Origin of the sequence: Sinomonas notoginsengisoli, assembly GCF_021554725.1 — a bacterium.
In the GTDB taxonomy this organism is placed as follows: domain Bacteria; phylum Actinomycetota; class Actinomycetes; order Actinomycetales; family Micrococcaceae; genus Sinomonas; species Sinomonas notoginsengisoli.
Map to the genome: position 1 here is coordinate 429,882 of NZ_JAIZDP010000001.1, position 18,463 is coordinate 448,344.

The 18,463-nt window shown below is 68.2% G+C and carries 16 protein-coding genes and 2 pseudogenes; 6 read left to right on the plus strand and 12 right to left on the minus strand.

All coding sequences use genetic code 11. The features are described 5' to 3' along the window. Window position 1: 1 nt before the first annotated feature. Both LF262_RS01915 and LF262_RS01920 read right to left on the minus strand, forming a co-directional pair. Entirely contained in the window at window positions 2–433 is a 432-nt protein-coding gene (locus LF262_RS01915) for a helix-hairpin-helix domain-containing protein (RefSeq protein ID WP_235778598.1), read from the minus strand. Further along, window positions 418–2,352 (minus strand): PHP domain-containing protein, encoded by a 1,935-nt coding sequence (locus tag LF262_RS01920; protein ID WP_235778599.1) that lies wholly within the window; start codon window positions 2,350–2,352, stop codon window positions 418–420. Before LF262_RS01920 ends, LF262_RS01915 begins: the two co-directional genes overlap by 16 nt. 71 nt (window positions 2,353–2,423) lie before the next feature. Between LF262_RS01920 and LF262_RS01925 the strand changes: the two genes are divergently transcribed. Beyond that, window positions 2,424–3,161, plus strand: coding sequence for an SOS response-associated peptidase (locus tag LF262_RS01925; RefSeq protein WP_235778600.1), 738 nt, complete (start codon window positions 2,424–2,426; stop codon window positions 3,159–3,161). 73 nt (window positions 3,162–3,234) lie between these two features. After that, window positions 3,235–3,495: a mycoredoxin gene (locus LF262_RS01930; RefSeq protein WP_235778601.1), complete on the plus strand. Its 261-nt coding sequence runs from the start codon at window positions 3,235–3,237 to the stop codon at window positions 3,493–3,495. 12 nt (window positions 3,496–3,507) lie between these two features. On the opposite strand, the gene LF262_RS01935 is transcribed toward LF262_RS01930, so the two are convergent. Next, on the minus strand, window positions 3,508–4,272 hold the full coding sequence (locus LF262_RS01935) for a lipoate--protein ligase family protein (RefSeq protein WP_372462732.1): 765 nt from the start codon (window positions 4,270–4,272) through the stop codon (window positions 3,508–3,510). A gap of 45 nt (window positions 4,273–4,317) precedes the next feature. After that, window positions 4,318–5,151: a thioesterase family protein gene (locus LF262_RS01940; RefSeq protein ID WP_235778602.1), complete on the minus strand. Its 834-nt coding sequence runs from the start codon at window positions 5,149–5,151 to the stop codon at window positions 4,318–4,320. A 146-nt stretch (window positions 5,152–5,297) separates the two neighbouring features. Between LF262_RS01940 and LF262_RS01945 the strand changes: the two are divergent. After that, a pseudogene (locus tag LF262_RS01945) lies at window positions 5,298–6,684 on the plus strand (MFS transporter). On the opposite strand, the gene LF262_RS01950 reads toward LF262_RS01945, so the two are convergent. From LF262_RS01950 to nrdH, 7 genes are all read right to left on the minus strand, one after another. Beyond that, window positions 6,681–7,811 (minus strand): FUSC family protein, encoded by a 1,131-nt coding sequence (locus LF262_RS01950; RefSeq protein ID WP_235778603.1) that lies wholly within the window; start codon window positions 7,809–7,811, stop codon window positions 6,681–6,683. The pseudogene LF262_RS01945 and the gene LF262_RS01950 overlap by 4 nt on opposite strands. Window positions 7,812–7,889: 78 nt before the next feature. Then, window positions 7,890–8,819 (minus strand): hypothetical protein, encoded by a 930-nt coding sequence (locus LF262_RS01955; protein ID WP_235778604.1) that lies wholly within the window; start codon window positions 8,817–8,819, stop codon window positions 7,890–7,892. A gap of 52 nt (window positions 8,820–8,871) precedes the next feature. After that, window positions 8,872–9,198: a cupin domain-containing protein gene (locus tag LF262_RS01960; RefSeq protein WP_235778605.1), complete on the minus strand. Its 327-nt coding sequence runs from the start codon at window positions 9,196–9,198 to the stop codon at window positions 8,872–8,874. Window positions 9,199–9,310: 112 nt separating this feature from the next. Then, window positions 9,311–10,288 carry a class 1b ribonucleoside-diphosphate reductase subunit beta gene (nrdF, locus tag LF262_RS01965; RefSeq protein ID WP_235778606.1) on the minus strand — a complete coding sequence of 326 codons (978 nt, stop codon included), beginning with the start codon at window positions 10,286–10,288 and terminating at the stop codon, window positions 9,311–9,313. A 37-nt stretch (window positions 10,289–10,325) separates the two neighbouring features. Beyond that, entirely contained in the window at window positions 10,326–12,500 is a 2,175-nt protein-coding gene (gene nrdE / locus LF262_RS01970) for a class 1b ribonucleoside-diphosphate reductase subunit alpha (protein ID WP_268933474.1), read from the minus strand. Continuing rightward, on the minus strand, window positions 12,470–12,937 hold the full coding sequence (gene nrdI, locus LF262_RS01975; protein ID WP_235779259.1) for a class Ib ribonucleoside-diphosphate reductase assembly flavoprotein NrdI: 468 nt from the start codon (window positions 12,935–12,937) through the stop codon (window positions 12,470–12,472). The genes nrdE and nrdI overlap by 31 nt, the downstream gene beginning before the upstream one ends. A gap of 67 nt (window positions 12,938–13,004) precedes the next feature. Then, window positions 13,005–13,253: a glutaredoxin-like protein NrdH gene (nrdH, locus tag LF262_RS01980; RefSeq protein ID WP_235778607.1), complete on the minus strand. Its 249-nt coding sequence runs from the start codon at window positions 13,251–13,253 to the stop codon at window positions 13,005–13,007. Window positions 13,254–13,610: 357 nt separating this feature from the next. On the opposite strand from nrdH, the pseudogene LF262_RS01985 reads away from it, so the two are divergent. The 3 genes and pseudogenes from LF262_RS01985 to LF262_RS01995 all read left to right on the plus strand — a co-directional run bounded on the left by LF262_RS01985 (window position 13,611) and on the right by LF262_RS01995 (window position 15,947). After that, window positions 13,611–14,565, plus strand: a pseudogene (locus LF262_RS01985) (LysR family transcriptional regulator). Window positions 14,566–14,575: 10 nt separating this feature from the next. Then, a complete protein-coding gene (locus tag LF262_RS01990; RefSeq protein ID WP_235778608.1) occupies window positions 14,576–15,391 on the plus strand; it encodes a DUF72 domain-containing protein in 816 nt (271 codons plus the stop codon). Window positions 15,392–15,443: 52 nt separating this feature from the next. Continuing rightward, a complete protein-coding gene (locus tag LF262_RS01995; RefSeq protein ID WP_235778609.1) occupies window positions 15,444–15,947 on the plus strand; it encodes a DUF2004 domain-containing protein in 504 nt (167 codons plus the stop codon). Window positions 15,948–16,022: 75 nt separating this feature from the next. Here the strand turns inward: LF262_RS01995 and metE are convergent, their stop codons facing one another. Continuing rightward, window positions 16,023–18,437 carry a 5-methyltetrahydropteroyltriglutamate--homocysteine S-methyltransferase gene (gene metE / locus LF262_RS02000; protein WP_235778610.1) on the minus strand — a complete coding sequence of 805 codons (2,415 nt, stop codon included), beginning with the start codon at window positions 18,435–18,437 and terminating at the stop codon, window positions 16,023–16,025. Window positions 18,438–18,463 lie beyond the last annotated feature (26 nt).

The following is an 18,463-nucleotide window of genomic DNA, read 5'->3' on the forward strand; positions in this document are numbered from 1 at the left end:
GTCACCTCGAAAGGGGCAACACCGGCGAGCATGCGCCGGCGTGTGAGGGGCTGGGCGCTGCGTCTGACTGGACGACTCCGAGGTCAAGGGCCAGCTGGCCTGCGATGGGGCCGGCGCCCCTGGCCGACGGGACTTCGGCCAGCTCAGCGAGGTGCGCGACAAGGTGTGCCTGGGTTCCCCCGTCCGCGCAACGGTGGAGCGAGTCGAAAGCGCCGATCTCCGCGAGTCGCCGGAGGCTGCGCGGTTTGACTTCGGCGCGGGTGCGCGCGTCGTCGAGCGAGGCGAACGGCTGGCCGTCGATGATCCGGTCGAGTTCGCTGCGCGAGAGCCCACAGGCGCCCTTGAGCGGGCGGCGGATCCCGAGCCGGCCCGCGGCGGGGCCGCCCTCGATCCGTTCGACGCGGTGCGTGTCGCTGCTCAGATTGATGTCCACCGGGAGGACCGGAATGCCCCTGCGCCCTGCCTCGGCGACAGGAGCCGCCCGGAGGGGCCGCCTGAGTTGTGCTCAAGGCTCCCTGCAAGGTAGGCCTCGGGGTGCCGGGCCTTGAGCCAGGCCGACTGGTGGGCCACGAAGGCCGCCGCTGGGTCGCAGCCGGACGGCCCCCCGTCCACACCGGCGCCGACTTGCTCGGGTACTGGCCCCCGGTCCAGTGGCAGCGAGTCGAGGTCAACGCCAGTGCCGTCGATCCTCGCCACCTCCCGGACGGCGAACGCCATCACGCTCTGCAGCGGCACTCCGACAACGTCGATCGTGAGCAGGCCCAGCGAGCCCAGATCGTCTCTGCCGAACTGGCTCCCGGGGAGGCCCATGCTGCTCGGCTCCACGGGTGTCCTGTCGAGCAGGCGCGCATCCCCGAGAACCAAGCCGCCGGGGCGGACGACGCCGTCAGGCTCGTCGTCCTCCAACGGGAGCGCGAGGCCGAGGGCGCTTTCGGCACCGTGGGAAGGTGCGCCGTCCGTCGTCCGCGCGAGCGCGACGCGCCCGGCGCCAAAGCGTTCAGAGATCCGGCGATAGACGCCGCTGCAGTGGGCGCTCTCGACATCGAGCCCGAAGACCGGGAGCCCTGAAGCTGCGAGGAAGTCCTCGAACGGGAGCCGGAGGTGCAAGGGGTCGATGTGGCTGATGCCGAGCAGGTAGTTGACAAGGCTCGACGCCCCCCGCCCCCGCACGGCAGACCGCACGCCCAATCCACGGATCACCTCGGTCGCTTCGGCAACCGTGAGGAAGCACCCGGCGAGGCCGCGTGCGTCGATGACGGAGATCTCTTGATCCAGTCTGGCCTCGACCTCTCGGGCAGTCTGGCCCGCGAGCGCGGGGAAACGGCGAGGGATGCCCGCACGGGCCCGCTCCGCGAGCTCGCGCTGGGACGGGCCGGCGATGCCGAGGACCGACGCCTCAGGGAACACGGGCTTCATCCAGCCGAGGTCGCCGGCGGTATCAAGCCGGCAACGGTCTGCGATCCGCTCGGTGTTGGCCAAGAGGTTCGCCAGATCCGTGCCGCTCAGGCCGGCACCACAGATGATCTCCCGGGCGAGGCGCTGCATGAGCGGCGAGGGCTTGAGCCAGCCGTGGGCGGCCGCTCCGGCGCCCTGCTCTGTGACAGAGTGCACGGCATTCGTCAGCACCGCAGGTACTCCGTGCTCGGTCGCGAGGCGAAGCATACGGACGGCATGGCCCGTGCTCATCGGCTCGCCCTGCGGGGCGAGATGTGTGGCGAGCTCAATGGCGAGCACCCCTGCGGGCATGGCGTCCACCCACTCCCGGAACAGGGTGCGAGGTCGGAGGAACCGCCGCCCGCCCAACGCCCGGCCCACATCCGAGTACGGCCCGAGGAGCACGGTGAGCACGGGCCGGCCGGTCTCTGGATCGAGGCAGCGCGCGGCGAGCTCCGAGCGGAGTACGCCAACGGGCACGGAGCTGTCCGACCCTCGGCCCGTGCGGGCGTGGGCGTGGGCATCGGAGACGAGTCGGCACAGCGCGCCCCACCCGGCCCCGCGGTTGCTGCCATGGGCGAGTACGACGACGCGTCCCGCCACCCCCGCAGATCCTCGCCAGAGCCTCTGCGCACCGTGGTGGGCCGTGGCGCCGTCGTGCGCGGCAGTTCCGCCCAGGTCCGGGGCGAGGATTCCGTCCAGCTCCGCGAGGACCGTGAGGTCGACTCCGATGATCGGGTCGAGACCCTGGGTGCGGCAGGCCCGAACGTGATGGACGGCGCCATACAGGCCATCGCGGTCGGTGCATGCGAAGGCGGTCGCTCGGTCTGCAAGCGCAGCCGCGGCGATCTCGTCCGGCCACGAAACGCCGTACTGGGGGCTGAACGCGCTCGCGACGTGGAGGTGGGTGAAGGGCAAACGGCACTCCGGCAATGGTCGAAGGTGTGTTCGAACCATGTCAGTGTATCCCCGGAAGGGATAATGGCCCCATGTGCGGCAGATACGTCATGGCAAGACCCGTAGGGGACCTGGTCGCGGAGTTCGATGTGGACGAGAGCTACGTCGACGAGGTTGCGCCTTCGTACAACGTCGCCCCCACGGACCCGGTGCCGATCGTGCTTGACCGGCGCGACAGGGCGAATGGCGGGATCTCCCGGAAGCTCGTCACGGCGCGGTGGGGCCTCGTGCCCCCGTGGTCGAAGGATGCCAAGGGGGCTGCGCGGCTCATCAACGCCCGCCGGGAGACGGTCACTGAGAAGGCATCCTTCCGAAAGGCCGCGTCTGCCAAGCGCGCGCTCGTGCCCGCAGACGGGTACTACGAGTGGGAGAAGAGGGAACTGCCGGGCGCGGCCGGGAAGGCGGCGAAGGTCGAGAAGGTGCCCACCTACCTGCACGCGGACGACAACGGAGTCCTCGCCTTCGCCGCGCTCTTCGAGAACTGGCCGGACCCGACGATGCCCCCGGACCACCCTGATCGCTGGCTGCGGACGTGCACCATCCTCACTGGCCCGGCCTCGGACGCTCTCGGGTACATCCACGACCGCACGCCGGTGATCGTGCCGCGCGGCATGTGGGCCGACTGGCTCGATCCGGAAACCACCGAAGAGGCGGACGTCAGGGCGCTCATCGACTCGATGCCCGAGCCGCACCTCGCCCCGCGAATCGTCGGTAGCCTCGTCAACAGTGTGCGCAACAACGGCCCCGAGCTCATCGAGGCGGCCGGCTGAGGCGCCCCTGCGGAATACGGGGCACTATCGCCCCGTTGTACACGCTGAATCCTCTACCCTCAGGAGCACACCTATGGACAACTTCACCCCGGCCGACGGCAGCATCACGATGTTCTCCACGACGTGGTGCGGCTACTGCAATCGGCTGAAGAAGCAGCTCGACGCGCAGGGGATCGGCTATACCGAGGTGAACATCGAGGAGGTCGAGGGCACCGCTGAACTCGTCGAGAAGCTCAACGGCGGCAATCGGACCGTGCCCACCGTGATCTTCCCGGACGGTACGGCCGCGACCAACCCGTCCGCGGCGCAGGTGAAGGCCAAGCTCGGCTCCTGAGCTCCGCAGATCTCAAGGGGACGAAGCGAGGGCATGCCTCTCGCGGTACATCGCCAGCAGCGCAGCCTCGACGGAATCGACCGAGAGGCCCGGCACGAGATCGTCTGCGGCCCCGGCCGTGGCGGGGTCGAACGGCAGGCCGAGGGCCCCGTACACGTCCGTGAGCACGGCCCGCACAGGCGCCGAGTCGCTCACGACGAACACTGACGAGAACAGCCACCCCCCGGCGACCACGCGCTGCGCAGTGCCGACAAGCTTGAGGCGGCCACCCGCCGTCGTGCCTCCTCCGCCGGGTAGCGCGTCCGCGGGTACCGCTTCTGCTCGCACCCCGTGCACACTGAACTCGCCGGGGCAGTACTCGCCCGAGATCTCCCCCACATGGGCGTCGACGCCGACTGTGCTCAGCACGTGGGCGTAGAGCTCGCCGAAGACCTCGAACCGGTGCCGGTGGCCCACCATCGCCTCGCCGGCGGGCTCGATGTGGTCCACGATGAGCGTGCCCTCGTGGTACGCCGCCGCGCGGCCGCCGGCCTTGCGCACCACGGGCTCGAATCCGTGGGCGAGGGACACAGCGCGCGCAGCCTCGAATCCGGCCAAGCGCGTGTCCCTCTGCCCGAAGGCGAGCGTGGGCCGCGGCCGGTAGAGGCGCAGCGTCCCGCCGCGCACGCCGCGTTTGACCTCGTCGAGGAGTTCAGCGGCTCGGGCCAGTTCCGCGGCGGCCCGTCCAGCACCGCCTGGACTCGGAGCACCGGCTTCAGCGAGCCCGCTCCCGCGCACGAGTGCGAGCGGCACGTGTGCGCCGCCGTTCCATTCCGCCACTGCTCAGCTCTGACGGAGGGTGAGGATCTGCTCGGCGCGGCCGAAGGGGCCGTCCGCGTCATGCAGCACGGACGAGGTCAGGCCGATCCCGTCGGCGCCGAAGGAGACATGGTTGTCGATGCCTAGCCATTCGCCGCGCGGTTCGCGGTACATGTGGACCTGCAGGTCCACGTTCGGGAACGCCCAGCTGCCGGAACCCGGGGGAACCCGGGCGGCGATGCCATTGGCCGTGTCCACGAGGCCCATGAGCCGCACCCAGTCGGGGCTCGGCACACCGCCGACGAGTGGATGGTCGGTATGGATCCAGACCTTGCCGCTGCCGGCGCGGTGCTCCGGCGCCTGGTACATCTCGAGCGAGCGGATGTAGCCCCCCGGCCACTCAGTCGACCCATCCCAGCGCTCGCACTCCCCCACCGGCGGGATGCGGCCGTCCTCCACTGCCGCGATGGAGGAGCTGTCCGAGGTGACGAGGCGCCAGGCCGTCGCCCGGATTGCGACGCGTCCCCGCGCCGTGAGCTCGGCCTCGAGGAGCTCGATCGTCCGGCCAGGGCGGACCGTCCTCGCCCTGACCTCGAACTCGCCCGCATGGATGAGGCCGAGGATCTCGTAGCTGACCCTCGCAATGCGCATGTCCGGACGCGGCTCGTGCTGGGCCAGCACGTGGGCGAGGATGCCGGAGGCCGGGGCCATGTGCTGCTCATGGGCGTTCCAGGCACCTTGCGCGTGGATGGTGGAGCGGTAGCGCCCGTCGCCGAGATCCTCGTAGTAGAAGTCGCCCTCAGCCAGTTCGGGCAACGCCTCCGCCCCACCGATCCTCGCCCTAGCCTGCTGCGTCACGTGCCGCTCCTCTCCTCGCCTTCCCCGCGCTGGGAGGCCCCATCCAGACTAGCCGCCAACGCGGCGTCGTGCGCCATCGAGCGCCCCCGCAGGCGCGCGACATTTTCCGGGCAGGGTCGGGACGCGGGCCCGTGCTGATCGCGCTCATGCTCACCACCGGCCTCGTCGCCATCGATGCGACGATCGTCGCGACCGCCGTTCCGTCGATTGTTCACGACGTCGGCGGGTTCTCCTCGTTCCCGTGGCTCTTCTCCGCCTACATGCTCGCCCAGGCCGTCTCCGTCCCGGTGTATGCGAAGCTCGCCGACATGCTCGGGCGCAAACCGCTCATCCTCGTGGGCATCGGGCTGTTCCTGCTCGGATCCGTGCTGTGCGGCCTCGCCGGGACCATGGCAGCGCTCATCGCCTTCCGCGTGATCCAGGGCCTCGGCGCGGGCGCGGTGCAGCCGATGGCCATCATGATCGCCGGAGACATCTAGACGGTGGCTGAGCGCGCGAGGGTCCAAGGGTATCTGGCCAGCGTGTGGGCGATCTCCTCCGTCGTCGGGCCCACTCTTGGCGGCGTCTTCGCCCAGCTGGGGATCTGGCGCGGGATCTTCCTCATCAACATCCCGCTCTGCGTCCTCGCCGGGTGGATGCTCGTCCGCACCTTCCACGAGACCGTCGAGCGGTCCCGGCACCGCATCGACTACGTCGGCTCGGCGCTGCTGACGGCATCGATGACCCTGCTGATCCTCGGCGCCCTCGAGGGCAGGCAGGCGTGGGCCTGGGACTCCCCGGTTGCATCGCAACCATCGGGCTCGGCGCCGCACTGTTCGCCGCATTCCTCCTCGCCGAGAGGCGTGCGGCGGAGCCCGTCCTGCCGCCGTGGGTGGTCTCGCGCCGGCTCCTGCTGTCCACCACACTCGTCTCCTTCGGCGTTGGTGCCATCATCCTCGGCCTCACCTCCTATGTCCCGACGTTCCTCGAGGGCGCGGACTCGGCGCCACCGGTCGTGGCCGGGCTCGCACTCGCCGCGCTGACCATCGGATGGCCCATCAGCGCCTCCCAGTCGGGACGCCTCTACTTGAGGATCGGCTTCCGCCGGACGGCCCTGATCGGCATCGTCATAGCCGTGGGCGGGACGTCCGCGCTCGTCGCCGCGGCACACACGCACAGCGTGCTGCTCGTGGCCGCAAGCTGCTTCACAATCGGGCTCGGCATGGGCCTCACCGCATCGCCTACGCTCATTGCGGCCCAGTCGAGCGTGGAGTGGAACGAGCGCGGAGTGGTCACCGGCACCAACCTCTTCGCACGCTCCATCGGCAGTGCCCTCGGCGTTGCGGTCTTCGGTGCGATCGCCAATGCGGTCTATGCCACCCATCCCACCGCCGCCCGTGCCGAGGCAATTGTGGACGCCTCCGCTGCGGTGTTCGTCTCAGTGCTGATCGGGCCGCGCTCACGGTCGTGGCGGTCCTCTCGATGCCGGCCGACCGCCTCAGCACCACGCGCCGTGCGGCGCTGGCGCCAGAGGGCTCGGCGCCGACCGACTAGTCCGGACGAACGGTCTCCGCGCCGTCCCCATTCAGACGGGCGCGGATGATCCGGGCGATCCTGGACAACGCCAGCACGATCCCTGCCGTGGCAGTCACAGACATCTCCCGCGCGGCCATCTGGTGGTAGGAGCCGTTGAGTGCGTCGATGGACTCCTGCACCTGGTCGAGCGGCACGGCCGGCGACTCCGTGCCATCCCAGCGGCGGAGGGCCTCCGCCATCGACGTCAGCGCGTTCGCCAGCTCCGGGGTGAGTTCCGCCGGCACGGTGGTCCCGGCGCGCTCTTCCCAGATCACACTCGCGAGGATGTCCGTGATGTCCTGCACCTGGAAGGTTGCACGCTCGAGTGCACGCAGATCAGCCAGGTCCACGGCGAGGTCGCGGCGATGTCGCAGCCTCCGGGGGTTCGCGCGGGCGCTCAATTCGGCCTGTTCGACAGAGCGCCGGAGGCTCGCCGCTGTCTCGGCGAGGTGTCCCTCCCGTGTGGACCATTCTTGGTGGTCCGGCGGCCACTCCTCGGTGACTGCGATGGCCATGTCCTCGAGCTGGTCCGCGAGCACATTGCGCAGGCGTGCGAATGCCGGCGTGATCGCGCCTGTTCGCAGCGGCGGGAAGACCAGCCAGTTTACCGCGAATCCAATGCACACTCCGAGGCCCATCTGCACCAGGTAGGCGAGGGAGAAATCGTCGCGGCTGTCCGGACCCGCCACGAGGACGAACAGCGCGGCGAGGGGCACCCATTCGCGTGCGGTGCCCATCCGCGGGAATCCACCCACGAGCACCCCTACGCCAACCACGACAGCCACGCCCAGCGCCGTCGTTCCCGTGAAGCCACCGACGAACAGGGCGACTCCAATGCCGATGGCGAGTCCGAGCAGGCTCTGGAGACCGTTGCGGAGAGAGTCCGCAACGGTCGGGTACATGCTCACGAGAGCACCGAGGGGCGCGTAGTACGGGTACTGTGCAACGGGCCCCGGCAGCAGGTGCGCGGCTGCCCAGGCGACGCCGGCAGCGAGCGCGGTCTTCACCGCAAGCACGAGCCGATCGGAGGCCAGAGCTTCGCCCATACCGGATCTGGTAGTCGACCAGCCTCGGTCGACGAAGGCACGGATGGTGCTAGCAGGCATCAACCAAGCGTGGCATCTTTCCCCGAGCGCGTCGAACCGGAGAGGTCCGGGCCAGGAGTCCGTCTGCCGCGGCTCGTGTCAGGACAGCCGATCGAGGCGCTCACGGGCACTGCCGACGGCGCGCCGCTCCTGCTCGACGAGTCGCTCAGCAAGGCGGCGCGCACGCCCGGCATGGGACTCTTCCCTCTTCGCGGCCTCGAGGTCTTGCTCGAGTTTGTCTGCCCTCCTGCGGAGTTCCGCCAGCTCGTCGGCGACGTTGCTGGCGCGGGCCGCGGCAGCCCGCGCCTGGGCGTCGGCGTCGGCGAGCTCGGCCTCGGCCTCGCTCTGGCTGCGTTCTGCGTCCCTCAGCTCTGCTTCGGCGCTTTCCCGCTCGCGGCGTCGGGCCGCCTCCTCGCTCTTCTTGCGTGCCCGGTCCGCTGCAGCGGAGCGGGTTGCGGCGGTTGCAGTGGCCTCCTCCGGGCGGGGCGTGCCTCGCTTCACCACCGGTGCCAGTTCAGGTACGGCTCCCGGTACCGCGAGAGCGCCTTCAAGGTCGACGGGCTCGAGCCCGTTGCTGACGAGGGGGCGGACCAACAGGCCGCTGCGGAGGGCCTCTGCCGCGCGAGGATCGGCCGTAGCCGCCCGAAGGGTCTGGTCGAGTTCGGAGGCGGCCGCATCGCTGACCTTGACGTCGAGTCCGGCGGACGCCGCGCGTGCTTCCTGTACGACCTTGGATAAGAGGGCATTGCGTCGCTGCCCCAGCTCGCGCATCCTCTGGGGATCCAGGTCTTCCTGTGCCTCTCGCAGTGCCGCTCCCACGTCCAGCACCTCGGCGAGCTGGTCTGGCCGCTGCCGTGCCAGGACATTGACAGCCCACGCGGCAGCTGATGGCTTCGGGAGCTTGGCGATCTGCTTGGACAACAGCGGCTGCCCGTCGGCCAAGACCTGCTTCGCCTGCGCGTTCCGGGACGCGGTGAACTTCGCGGGCGCAAGCGCATACAGCTCGGCAGCGATGGCGGCGAGATCCATGGCACGCATCATAGGTGGCTTGTCCGCGTGCCGCAGTCCTGCGCCGCCGCGATCACTTCACGACGGTGAGCAGGATCACGCTGTCCTCGGCCGCATGGACGCTGTGCCGCGAGGGCGGCACTGCAATGAGATCGCCCGTGCGCCCCTCCCAGGCCTCGCCGTTCGAGTCCAGGCTAATCCGCCCGCGCAGCACGATGACGGTAGCCTCTCCGGGGCTCTCGTGCTCGGCGAGTGTGGTCCCGGCGGTCAGTGCCACGAGGGTCTGACGGAGCCTCTGCTCGTGACCGCCGTAGACGGTGCTCGCGCTCCGTCCGCTCGATCCACTCGCGGCGGCGTCGAGGTGTTCCCGGGCCAGTGCATCCAATGAGAACTTGCGCATGCGTCATCGTACTGTGGCCCAGCACTCTTCGGCTGCACGAAGGGTCCACGTACGCACTCGGCCCACCTGCGGAATGCGCAGGTGGGCCGAGTGCGTACGTGGCAGCTCACGCCTAGAAGTCCCAGTCCTCGTCTTCCGTGTTCACGGCCTTGCCGATCACGTAACTGGAGCCGGAACCGGAGAAGAAGTCATGGTTCTCGTCCGCGTTCGGCGACAGCGCCGAGAGGATGGCCGGGTTCACGTCCGTCACCGAGGACGGGAACATGGCCTCGTAGCCGAGGTTCATGAGCGCCTTGTTGGCGTTGTAGTGGAGGAACTTCTTGACGTCCTCGGACAGGCCCACCGGGTCGTAGAGGTCGTGCGTGTACTGGACCTCGTTCTCGTACAGCTCGAAGAGCAGCTCGAAGGTGTAGTCCTTGATCTCCTGGCGCTTCTCCTCGGAAACCTGCTCGAGGCCCTTCTGGAACTTGTAGCCGATGTAGTAGCCGTGCACCGCCTCATCGCGGATGATCAGGCGGATGAGGTCTGCCGTGTTCGTGAGCTTGGCGCGCGAGGACCAGTACATGGGCAGGTAGAAGCCCGAGTAGAACAGGAAGCTCTCGAGCAGGGTTGAGGCAACCTTCCGCTTGAGCGGTTCATCGCCCCGGTAGTACTCCATCACGATGTGGGCCTTGCGCTGGAGGTTCTCGTTCTCGAGGCTCCATCGGAAGGCGTCGTCGATCTCCTTCGTGGAGCACAGCGTCGAGAAGATCGACGAGTAGCTCTTTGCGTGGACCGACTCCATGAACGCGATGTTCGTGTAGACGGCTTCCTCGTGCGGGGTGATCGCGTCCGGGATGAGTGAGACGGCGCCCACGGTGCCCTGGATCGTGTCGAGGAGCGTGAGTCCAGTGAAGACGCGCATGGTGAGCTGCTGCTCCTGAGGCGTCAGCGTGGCCCAGGACTGGACGTCGTTGGAGAGCGGCACCTTCTCGGGCAGCCAGAAGTTGTTCACGAGGCGGTTCCACACCTCGACGTCCTTCTCATCCTGGATCCGATTCCAGTTGATCGCCTGGACGTGGTCGAGGAGCTTGAGCTTCTCGGGTGTCATCGCTGGTCCTTTCCCGCGGACTGAGAGTAAGCAATCACTAGAGCATGCAGCTGACGCAACCCTCCACCTCCGTGCCCTCGAGCGCAAGCTGGCGGAGGCGGATGTAGTAGAGCGTCTTGATGCCCTTGCGCCACGCGTAGATCTGGGCCTTGTTGATGTCCCGCGTCGTCGCCGTGTCCTTGAAGAACAGCGTGAGCGAGAGGCCCTGGTCCACGTGCTGGGTCGCAGCGGCGTAGGTGTCGATGATCTTCTCGTAGCCGATCTCGTACGCATCCTGGTAGTAGTCCAGGTTGTCATTCGTCAGGTAGGGAGCCGGGTAGTAGACACGGCCGATCTTGCCTTCCTTGCGGATCTCAATCTTCGACGCGACCGGGTGGATCGAGGACGTCGAGTTGTTGATGTAGCTGATCGAGCCGGTCGGGGGGACGGCTTGGAGGTTCTGGTTGTAGATTCCGTGCTCCATGACCTCGGCCTTGAGCGCGCGCCAGTCCTCCTGCGTCGGGACCTGCACCGTGGCGAACAGCTCCTTGACCTTCTCGGTCTGCGGGACCCACTCCTGCTCGGTGTACTTGTCGAAGAACTCACCGGTGGCGTACTTGGAGCTCTCGAAGCCGCCGAACGCCTGCCCGTGCTCCTTGGCGAGCAGGTTGGAGGCGCGTAGGGCGTGGAAGAGCACCGTGTAGAAGTAGATGTTCGTAAAGTCGAGCCCCTCCTCGGAGCCGTAATGGACATGCTCCCGGGCGAGGTAGCCGTGGAGGTTCATCTGGCCGAGGCCAATCGCATGGGACGTCGCGTTGCCCTCCGCGATGGAGGGGACGGACTCGATGTAGCTCATGTCCGACACCGCGGAGAGCGCACGGATCGCCGTCTCGATCGAGAGCCCGAAGTCACCCGAGTCCATGGTCTTCGCAATGTTCATCGAGCCGAGGTTGCAGGAGATGTCCTGGCCGACGCTCGCGTAGGAGAGGTCCTCGTTGTACCGCGAGGGCGTGGACACCTGGAGGATCTCCGAGCACAGGTTGCTCATGGTCACCTTGCCGGCGATCGGGTTGGCCCGATTCACCGTGTCCTCGAACATGATGTACGGATAGCCCGACTCGAACTGGATCTCGGCGAGGGTCTGGAAGAACTCCCGCGCATTGATCTTGGTCTTCTTGATCCGCGCGTCGTCGACCATCTCGTAGTACTTCTCGGTCACGGAGATGTCGGAGAACGGCTTGCCGTAGACACGCTCGACGTCATACGGCGAGAAGAGGTACATGTCCTCGTTCTTCTTCGCGAGCTCGAACGTGATGTCCGGGATCACGACGCCGAGGGAAAGCGTCTTGATGCGGATCTTCTCGTCCGCGTTCTCGCGCTTGGTGTCGAGGAAGCGGTAGATGTCCGGGTGATGCGCGTGCAGGTAGACGGCGCCGGCGCCCTGCCGCGCCCCGAGCTGGTTCGCGTAGGAGAAGGAGTCCTCGAGGAGCTTCATGACCGGGATGACGCCCGAGGACTGGCTCTCGATCTGCTTGATCGGGGCGCCGTGCTCGCGGATGTTCGTCAGCGAGAGGGCGACGCCGCCACCGCGCTTGGAGAGCTGGAGCGCGGAGTTGATGCCGCGGGCAATCGACTCCATGTTGTCCTCGATACGCAGGAGGAAGCACGAGACGAGCTCTCCGCGCTGCTTCTTGCCGGCGTTGAGGAAGGTGGGCGTGGCGGGCTGGAAGCGGCCCGCAATGATCTCGTCCACGAGCTGCGTCGCGAGCTGCTCGTCGCCGCGCGCGAGGTGCAGGGCCACCATGCAAATGCGGTCCTCATAGCGCTCGAGGTAGCGCTTCCCGTCGAACGTCTTGAGGGTGTAAGAGGTGTAGAACTTGAACGCGCCCAGGAACGTCTCGAAGCGGAACTTCTTCTTGTACGCGCGGCTGAAGAGCTCGCGGATGAAGTTCATCGTGTACTGGTCGAGCGTTTCGCGCTCGTAGTAGTCCTTCTTGACGAGGTAGTCGAGCTTCTCATCCAGGTCGTGGAAGAACACCGTGTTCGTGTTGACGTGGTCCAGGAAGTACTGCCGGGCCGCGTAGCGGTCGGCATCGAACTGGATCTTCCCGTCCTCGCCGTACAGGTTCAGCATCGCGTTGAGCTCGTGGTAGCCGAGGCCCTTGTACTTCGCGGGAAGCTCCTTGGGGTCTGCCGTCCCCACTACTGCGGGCTCTGTGAGAGTCGTGTCCAAAATGCATCCAATCCTTCGGTGACTCGGGCGACGTCGTCGGCCGTGCCCATGAGCTCGAATCGGTAGAGGTGGGGAACGTGGCACTTGACCGCGACGATGTCGCCGGCGGCACAGTAGTTTTCCCCGAAGTTCGTGTTCCCCGCGCTGATGACGCCTCGGATGAGGCCTCGGTTCTGCGGGTCGTTGAGGAATCTGATGACCTGCTTGGGAACCGATCCCGCTCCCCCGGTGCCGCCGTAGGTCGGCACGACGAGCACGAACGGTGCCGTCGCGCGGAGCGGGACATCATTCAGGTGGAGCGGAATCCTCTCCGCCTCGAGGCCCAGCTTGATGACAAAGCGGTGGGTGTTGCCGGAGACGGAGGAGAAATAGATGAGTCGCGCCGAGGTGAAGCGGGCTACGGAATCCGAACCCGCACCCACATCAGCCGCGGCCATGACCTGGGAGGCCATCAGGACGCACCCCCTTGGTGGGACGGCGAAGTGGCGAAACAGCGGCGCCGGCTCAGGCCACCGACGCGGCCGAACTCCCCGCGGCGATCGCCGCGATCTTGTCGGGCCGGAAGCCCGACCAGTTGTCGGTGTCAGTGACAACGACGGGAGCCTGCAAGTAGCCCAGGGCCTTGAGGCGTTCAAGTGCCTGCGGGTCCTGGGTGACATCGACACTCTTGTAGGCGATGCCCTTCTTGTCGAGGGCACGGTAGGTCGCGTTGCACTGCACACACGCGGGCTTCGTGTAGACCGTGACGTTCATGATTCCCAACCCCATCCTTCAAAAGCTTCCTCGGCCGAGGCGTCCGCCGCTGCCGCACCGACAGCCGCCCCTCGGGTCTCGAGCGCCTCGGTGCCCTCGATACTACATGTAGTGGATCGCCCCGCCGCGGACCCCAAGATGTTGTCTTACAAGTATGTCATTCATCGGCCTCATAGTCCACATTCTCTGCACAGTTAATGCACCGCCGCGACCCCAGTATTCCCGCCGATCCGACCCGGTTGTCCACAGCCTGTGGAACTCTCTGCACACAGCAGCAGGATGTGTGCGTGTCGTTCATCCCACGGCGTGTCGCGGCATGTCGTAGGCTGGGCGAGCCGCAATCAAGAAGGAGCGCACGTGGTCAACCCGGTCCACCTGACAAGCCTCATCGAGGTGGTCCGCCTCGGCTCGTTCGCCGCGGCCGCAGCAAACCTCGGCTACACGCCGTCGGCCGTGTCCCAGCAGATGGCCGCGCTCGAACGGGAGACCGGCGTCAAGCTCTTCCACCGGACGGCGCGCAGCATCGAAGCGACCGAGGCGGCGCTCGTCATGACCCGCCACGCGGCGAAGGTCCTGACCGACATCGATGCGCTCAAGGCGGCGACCACGCGCGCGGCCGAGACCGCGGGGCGCGAGCTCAGGCTCGGCATCTTCCCGAGCCTCGCGACCTACGTCCTCCCCCAAGTCCTCAGGGGCGAGCGATGGGGACGCCTCGGGCTGGACCTGCACGCCTCAGTTGCCGAGCCCGGCGAGACGGTGCGCCGCCTTGCCGCCGGTGGGGATCTCGACGTCGTGCTCGTGTACCAGGTGGGCCAGAGCGGACTCGCATGGCCGCACACCGCGGAGCGCCTGTGGGTCGGTGACGATCCATTCCACGTAGTACTCCCCGAGTCGTGGGGCATCGCAGACGGCGCGCGGGTCACCGCGGACCAGCTCGGCGGAATGCCGTGGATCGTGCACCACCCGGGAACCAGTGACACCGGGGGTGATCGACCGGCTGTTCGCCGCGTGCGGCCTCGCCCCCCGGGTCGTTGCGTACAGCGACGACTTCAACGCGAGCCTCGGCCTCGCCTCGGCGGGCCTGGGTGCGGCCCTGGTCCCGGGGCTCGCGCTTCAGTCGAGGCCCGAGGGCGTGGTGGTCGTCGACGTTCCTGAGATCCGGCTCGCGCGGAACATCTTCGCCCTGCGGCCGCGGGGCGCTACCGATACGCACACGAGACTGTTCCTGGACCTCCTAGCCGAGGCGCTCGAGGGGCTGCCCGGCGTCGGCCCGGGCGCGGCGGCGCGCCGGACGCCAGGAGCGAGCGGCTAGCCTTGCCGCTATGGCCCGTGCGTTCATCGGCGTCTCCGGCTGGCGCTATCGCAGCTGGCGAGGTGACTTCTATCCACCGGGACTTCGGCAGGCTGACGAGCTCGCGTACCTCGCGCACCGCATGACCTCCGCCGAGCTCAACGGTTCCTTCTACTCGCTCCAGCGGCCCTCCTCGTACAAGGCCTGGCGCGCCGCAGTGCCGGAAGGGTTCGTCTTCGCCGTCAAGGGGAGCCGGTTCATCACCCATATGAAGCAGCTGCTCGGTGTCGAGACGGCCCTCGCCAACTTCTTCGCCTCAGGTCCCCTCGCGCTCGGCGATGCACTTGGGCCCTTCCTCTGGCAGCTTCCGGCGAGCATGGCGTTCGATGCCGAGCGGCTGAGCGGGTTCCTCGGCCTCCTCCCGCGCTCCACCACCGCCGCAGCGGAACTCGCTGCGGGGCATGACTCGAAGGTCCGCGACGGCCAGGCACTCACGACCGCGGTCTCCGACCGGCCGCTGCTCCACGTCCTCGAGCCCCGGCACGCGAGCTTCGACACGAGTGAGGCCCGGGAGCTGTTGGCCGGGGAAGGCGTCGCGATGGCGTTGGCGGACAGTGCGGGGACGTGGCCAGCGCTCGACGCCGACACTGCCGGGTTCCGCTACGTCCGTCTCCACGGCGAGACGGGGCTATACCGTGGTGGCTACTCGCCGCGCTCCTTGGACCGATGGGCGGAGCGCATCGGAAGGTGGATCATGGACGGCCGCGACGTGTACGTCTACTTCGACAATGACGCGGACGGGCGCGCGCCGCACGACGCCGTCGCCCTCCTCGAGCGGCTGCAGTGAGGCCAGAGGGCGCCTGCTGGCCTGCCGCGTGGGCGGGGGCTATCGTTCTGTCATGGAGACGGCAGTCAGCCAGCATTTCGGCGAGATCGCCCTGGCACCCTCAGGAAGCCGCGCGGTAGCGGGCAAGTTCACCTTGGGCGGAGCCCCCATCGAACTCGACCTGAACATCACAGACCAGGACCGCCTCGACGAAGCCTCGCTGCACAAGGTCGACTACCGGCTCCGATTCCTCCCTGAGCTGATCGAGTCGGTGCGCGAGCTCATCGGCCAGGAGCTCGAGGACGAGGAGAGCGCCGCGGACCAGTACCGACGGTTCCACTGCCAGAACGTGGCCCCCGACAAGCTGAAGAGCGTCTTCGGGGTCGAGCGGCCCGAGGGCATTACCCCAGGTGTCTTCCTCCGGGCGCTCCGGCTCGCGCACGTTGGCATCTTCCCGGGCCAGCCCGAGCGGTACTTCGTACTCGACTTCACGCTCGGCGAGGGGTTCACCGACGAGGTGCTTGTTGCCGCGGCCGACTCCGACGGAGTCGTGGACGACGAGGTCCTCTGGGAGTGACGGCCCTGCGCTGCAGCAGACAGGAAGGCCGCCCTCCGATGTCCATCCGAGGGCAGCCTTCCGTGCCAGTGGACGTCAGACTGTCACGAGCGCGGCGCGTGCCGCCTTCGTGGCCCCGACGAGGTTCCGCAGCGAGGCTTCCGTCTCCGCATAGCCGCGGGTCTTGAGCCCGCAGTCCGGGTTGACCCACAGCTGGCGGGCGGGGACGTGCTCGATCGCGGTGGCGAGCATTTGGACGATCTCCGCCTGGGCCGGCACGCGCGGCGAGTGGATGTCATAGACGCCCGGGCCGACCCCGCGGACGAATCCGTGGGCCTCGAGGTCGGTGACCACCTCCATGCGGGAGCGTGCAGCCTCGATCGAGGTCACGTCGGCGTCGAGGCCATCGATGGCGTCGATGATCGCGCCGAACTCGGAGTAGCACAGATGCGTGTGGATCTGCGTCGCGTCCCCCGCTCCAGCCGTGGCAAGACGGAAGGACTTCACCGACCAGTCCAGGTAGGCCGGCTGGTCGGCGCGGCGCAGCGGCAGCAGCTCGCGGAGCGCCGGCTCGTCCACTTGGATGATCTTGGTCCCGGCCCTTTCGAGGTCGGCGATCTCGTCGCGCAGGGCGAGCGCCACCTGATTGGCGGTCTCGGCGAGGGGCTGGTCGTCGCGGACAAACGACCAGGCGAGGATCGTGACCGGGCCTGTGAGCATTCCCTTGACCGGCTTGTCCGTGAGCGACTGGGCATACGCAGTCCACGGTACGGTGATCGGAGCTCCGCTGTTTGCGTCACCCCACAGGATGGACGGGCCTGCGGCCCGGGACACGTCGCCCCACAGGATCGACGGACGGGTGCAGCGCGAGCCGTAGGACTGGACCCAGCCGTGCACGGTGACCTCGAACCCGTCCAGGTTCTCGGCGAAGTACTGCACCATGTCGTTCCGCTCGGGCTCCCCGTGGACGAGCACGTCGAAGCCGAGCTCCTCCTGGAGGTCGATGACGCGCTTGATCTCGTCCTTCATGAGCCGGTCGTACTCGGCAGTGTCGATCGTGCCCTTGATCAGCCGGGCGCGGGCGCCGCGGACCTCACTGGTCTGGGGGAACGAGCCGATGGTCGTGGTCGGCAGCGGCGGGAGGTCGAGGACGGCCGCCTGAACCTCCGCGCGGACCCCGTAGTCGGAGCGTGAGAAGTCGGCGGCCGTCAGCGCCCGGGTCCGCTCGCGCACCTCGGGGCGGCGGACCCCCGGGGCCTGCGCCCGGGTCGCGATGATGCGCGTGGCCTCCCGAATCGCTGCCGCTGCCGACACGGGATCGGCGAGGTGGGCGGCGAGCGTGGCGACCTCGCGGACCTTCTGGTCGGCGAACGCCAGCCAGCTGCGCAGCTGGGCATCGAGCTGTGTCTCCTCCTCGGCGTCATGCGGGACGTGGAATGTCGAGGTGGACGTCGAGACGGCCACGGCGAAACCGTGCCGTGCACCGGCCTCGCGGAGGGCATCGAGGGTGGCCGCAGACGCGGCCAAGTCGTTCCGCCAGATGTTGTGCCCGTCAACGACGCCGGCCACTATCGTCTTGCCCGCGAACTGTGCCAGCAGCCCGTCGGGAAGGAGCGATCCCTTGAAAAGGTCGAGGGCCACCGCCTCGACGTCGGTGGCGGCGACGGCTGCCGCGTGCTCGCCGAGCCCGCCGTACGGTGCAGCCAGGAGGATGGCCGGGCGGCGCTCGCCGCGGGCGGGCGCGGTCAGGGCCGCGTAGGCACGGGCGACGGCGCCACTCACCTCGCGCGCGGGCACCTCGAGGTCCGCGACGAGGGCTGGCTCATCGAGCTGGACCCACTCCGCGCCGGCCGCCGCGAGCTTGGCGAGCAGCTCCTGGTAGACGGGGAGCACGTCCTCGAGGCGGGACAGCGGCGCGAAGCCGGCCGGGGCGTCGTCGGACGCCTTGGCGAGCAGCAGGAAGGTGACAGGACCCACAAGGTAGGGGCGGGTCACGCTGCCGTTCGCCTTCGCTGTGGCGAACTCCTCGACCACGCGCTCCGACGAGAGCGAGAACGCCGTCTCGGGGCCGATCTCGGGAACGAGGTAGTGGTAGTTCGAGTCGAACCACTTGGTCATCTCGAGCGGCTGCTGCTCGGCGTTTCCGCGGGCGAGGGTGAAGTAGGCATCGAGGCCGAGTTGGCCGTCTGCGCTGTGCAGAGAGCCGAAGCGGGCAGGGACGGCGCCTAGCGCCACGGTGGTGTCGAGGACCTGATCGTAGAACGAGAAGGTCCCGGGTATCGCAGAAGGCTCCGTGAGGCCGAGCTCGGCGAGTCGGCTGGCGGTGGCGAGCTGGATCTGCTCGGCGGCGGTCTGGAGTTCTGCCTGGCCGATCCGCCCGGCCCAGTAGGCCTCGACGGCCTTCTTCAACTCGCGCCGACGGCCGATGCGCGGGTAGCCGAGCACGGTCGACGACGGGAAGGGGGCCGGAGCGTTGGCGGGAATCTGGGCAGAGTTGTGCTGGGTGGTCATGGTGTAAGTCCTTGGCGTTGTGTGCG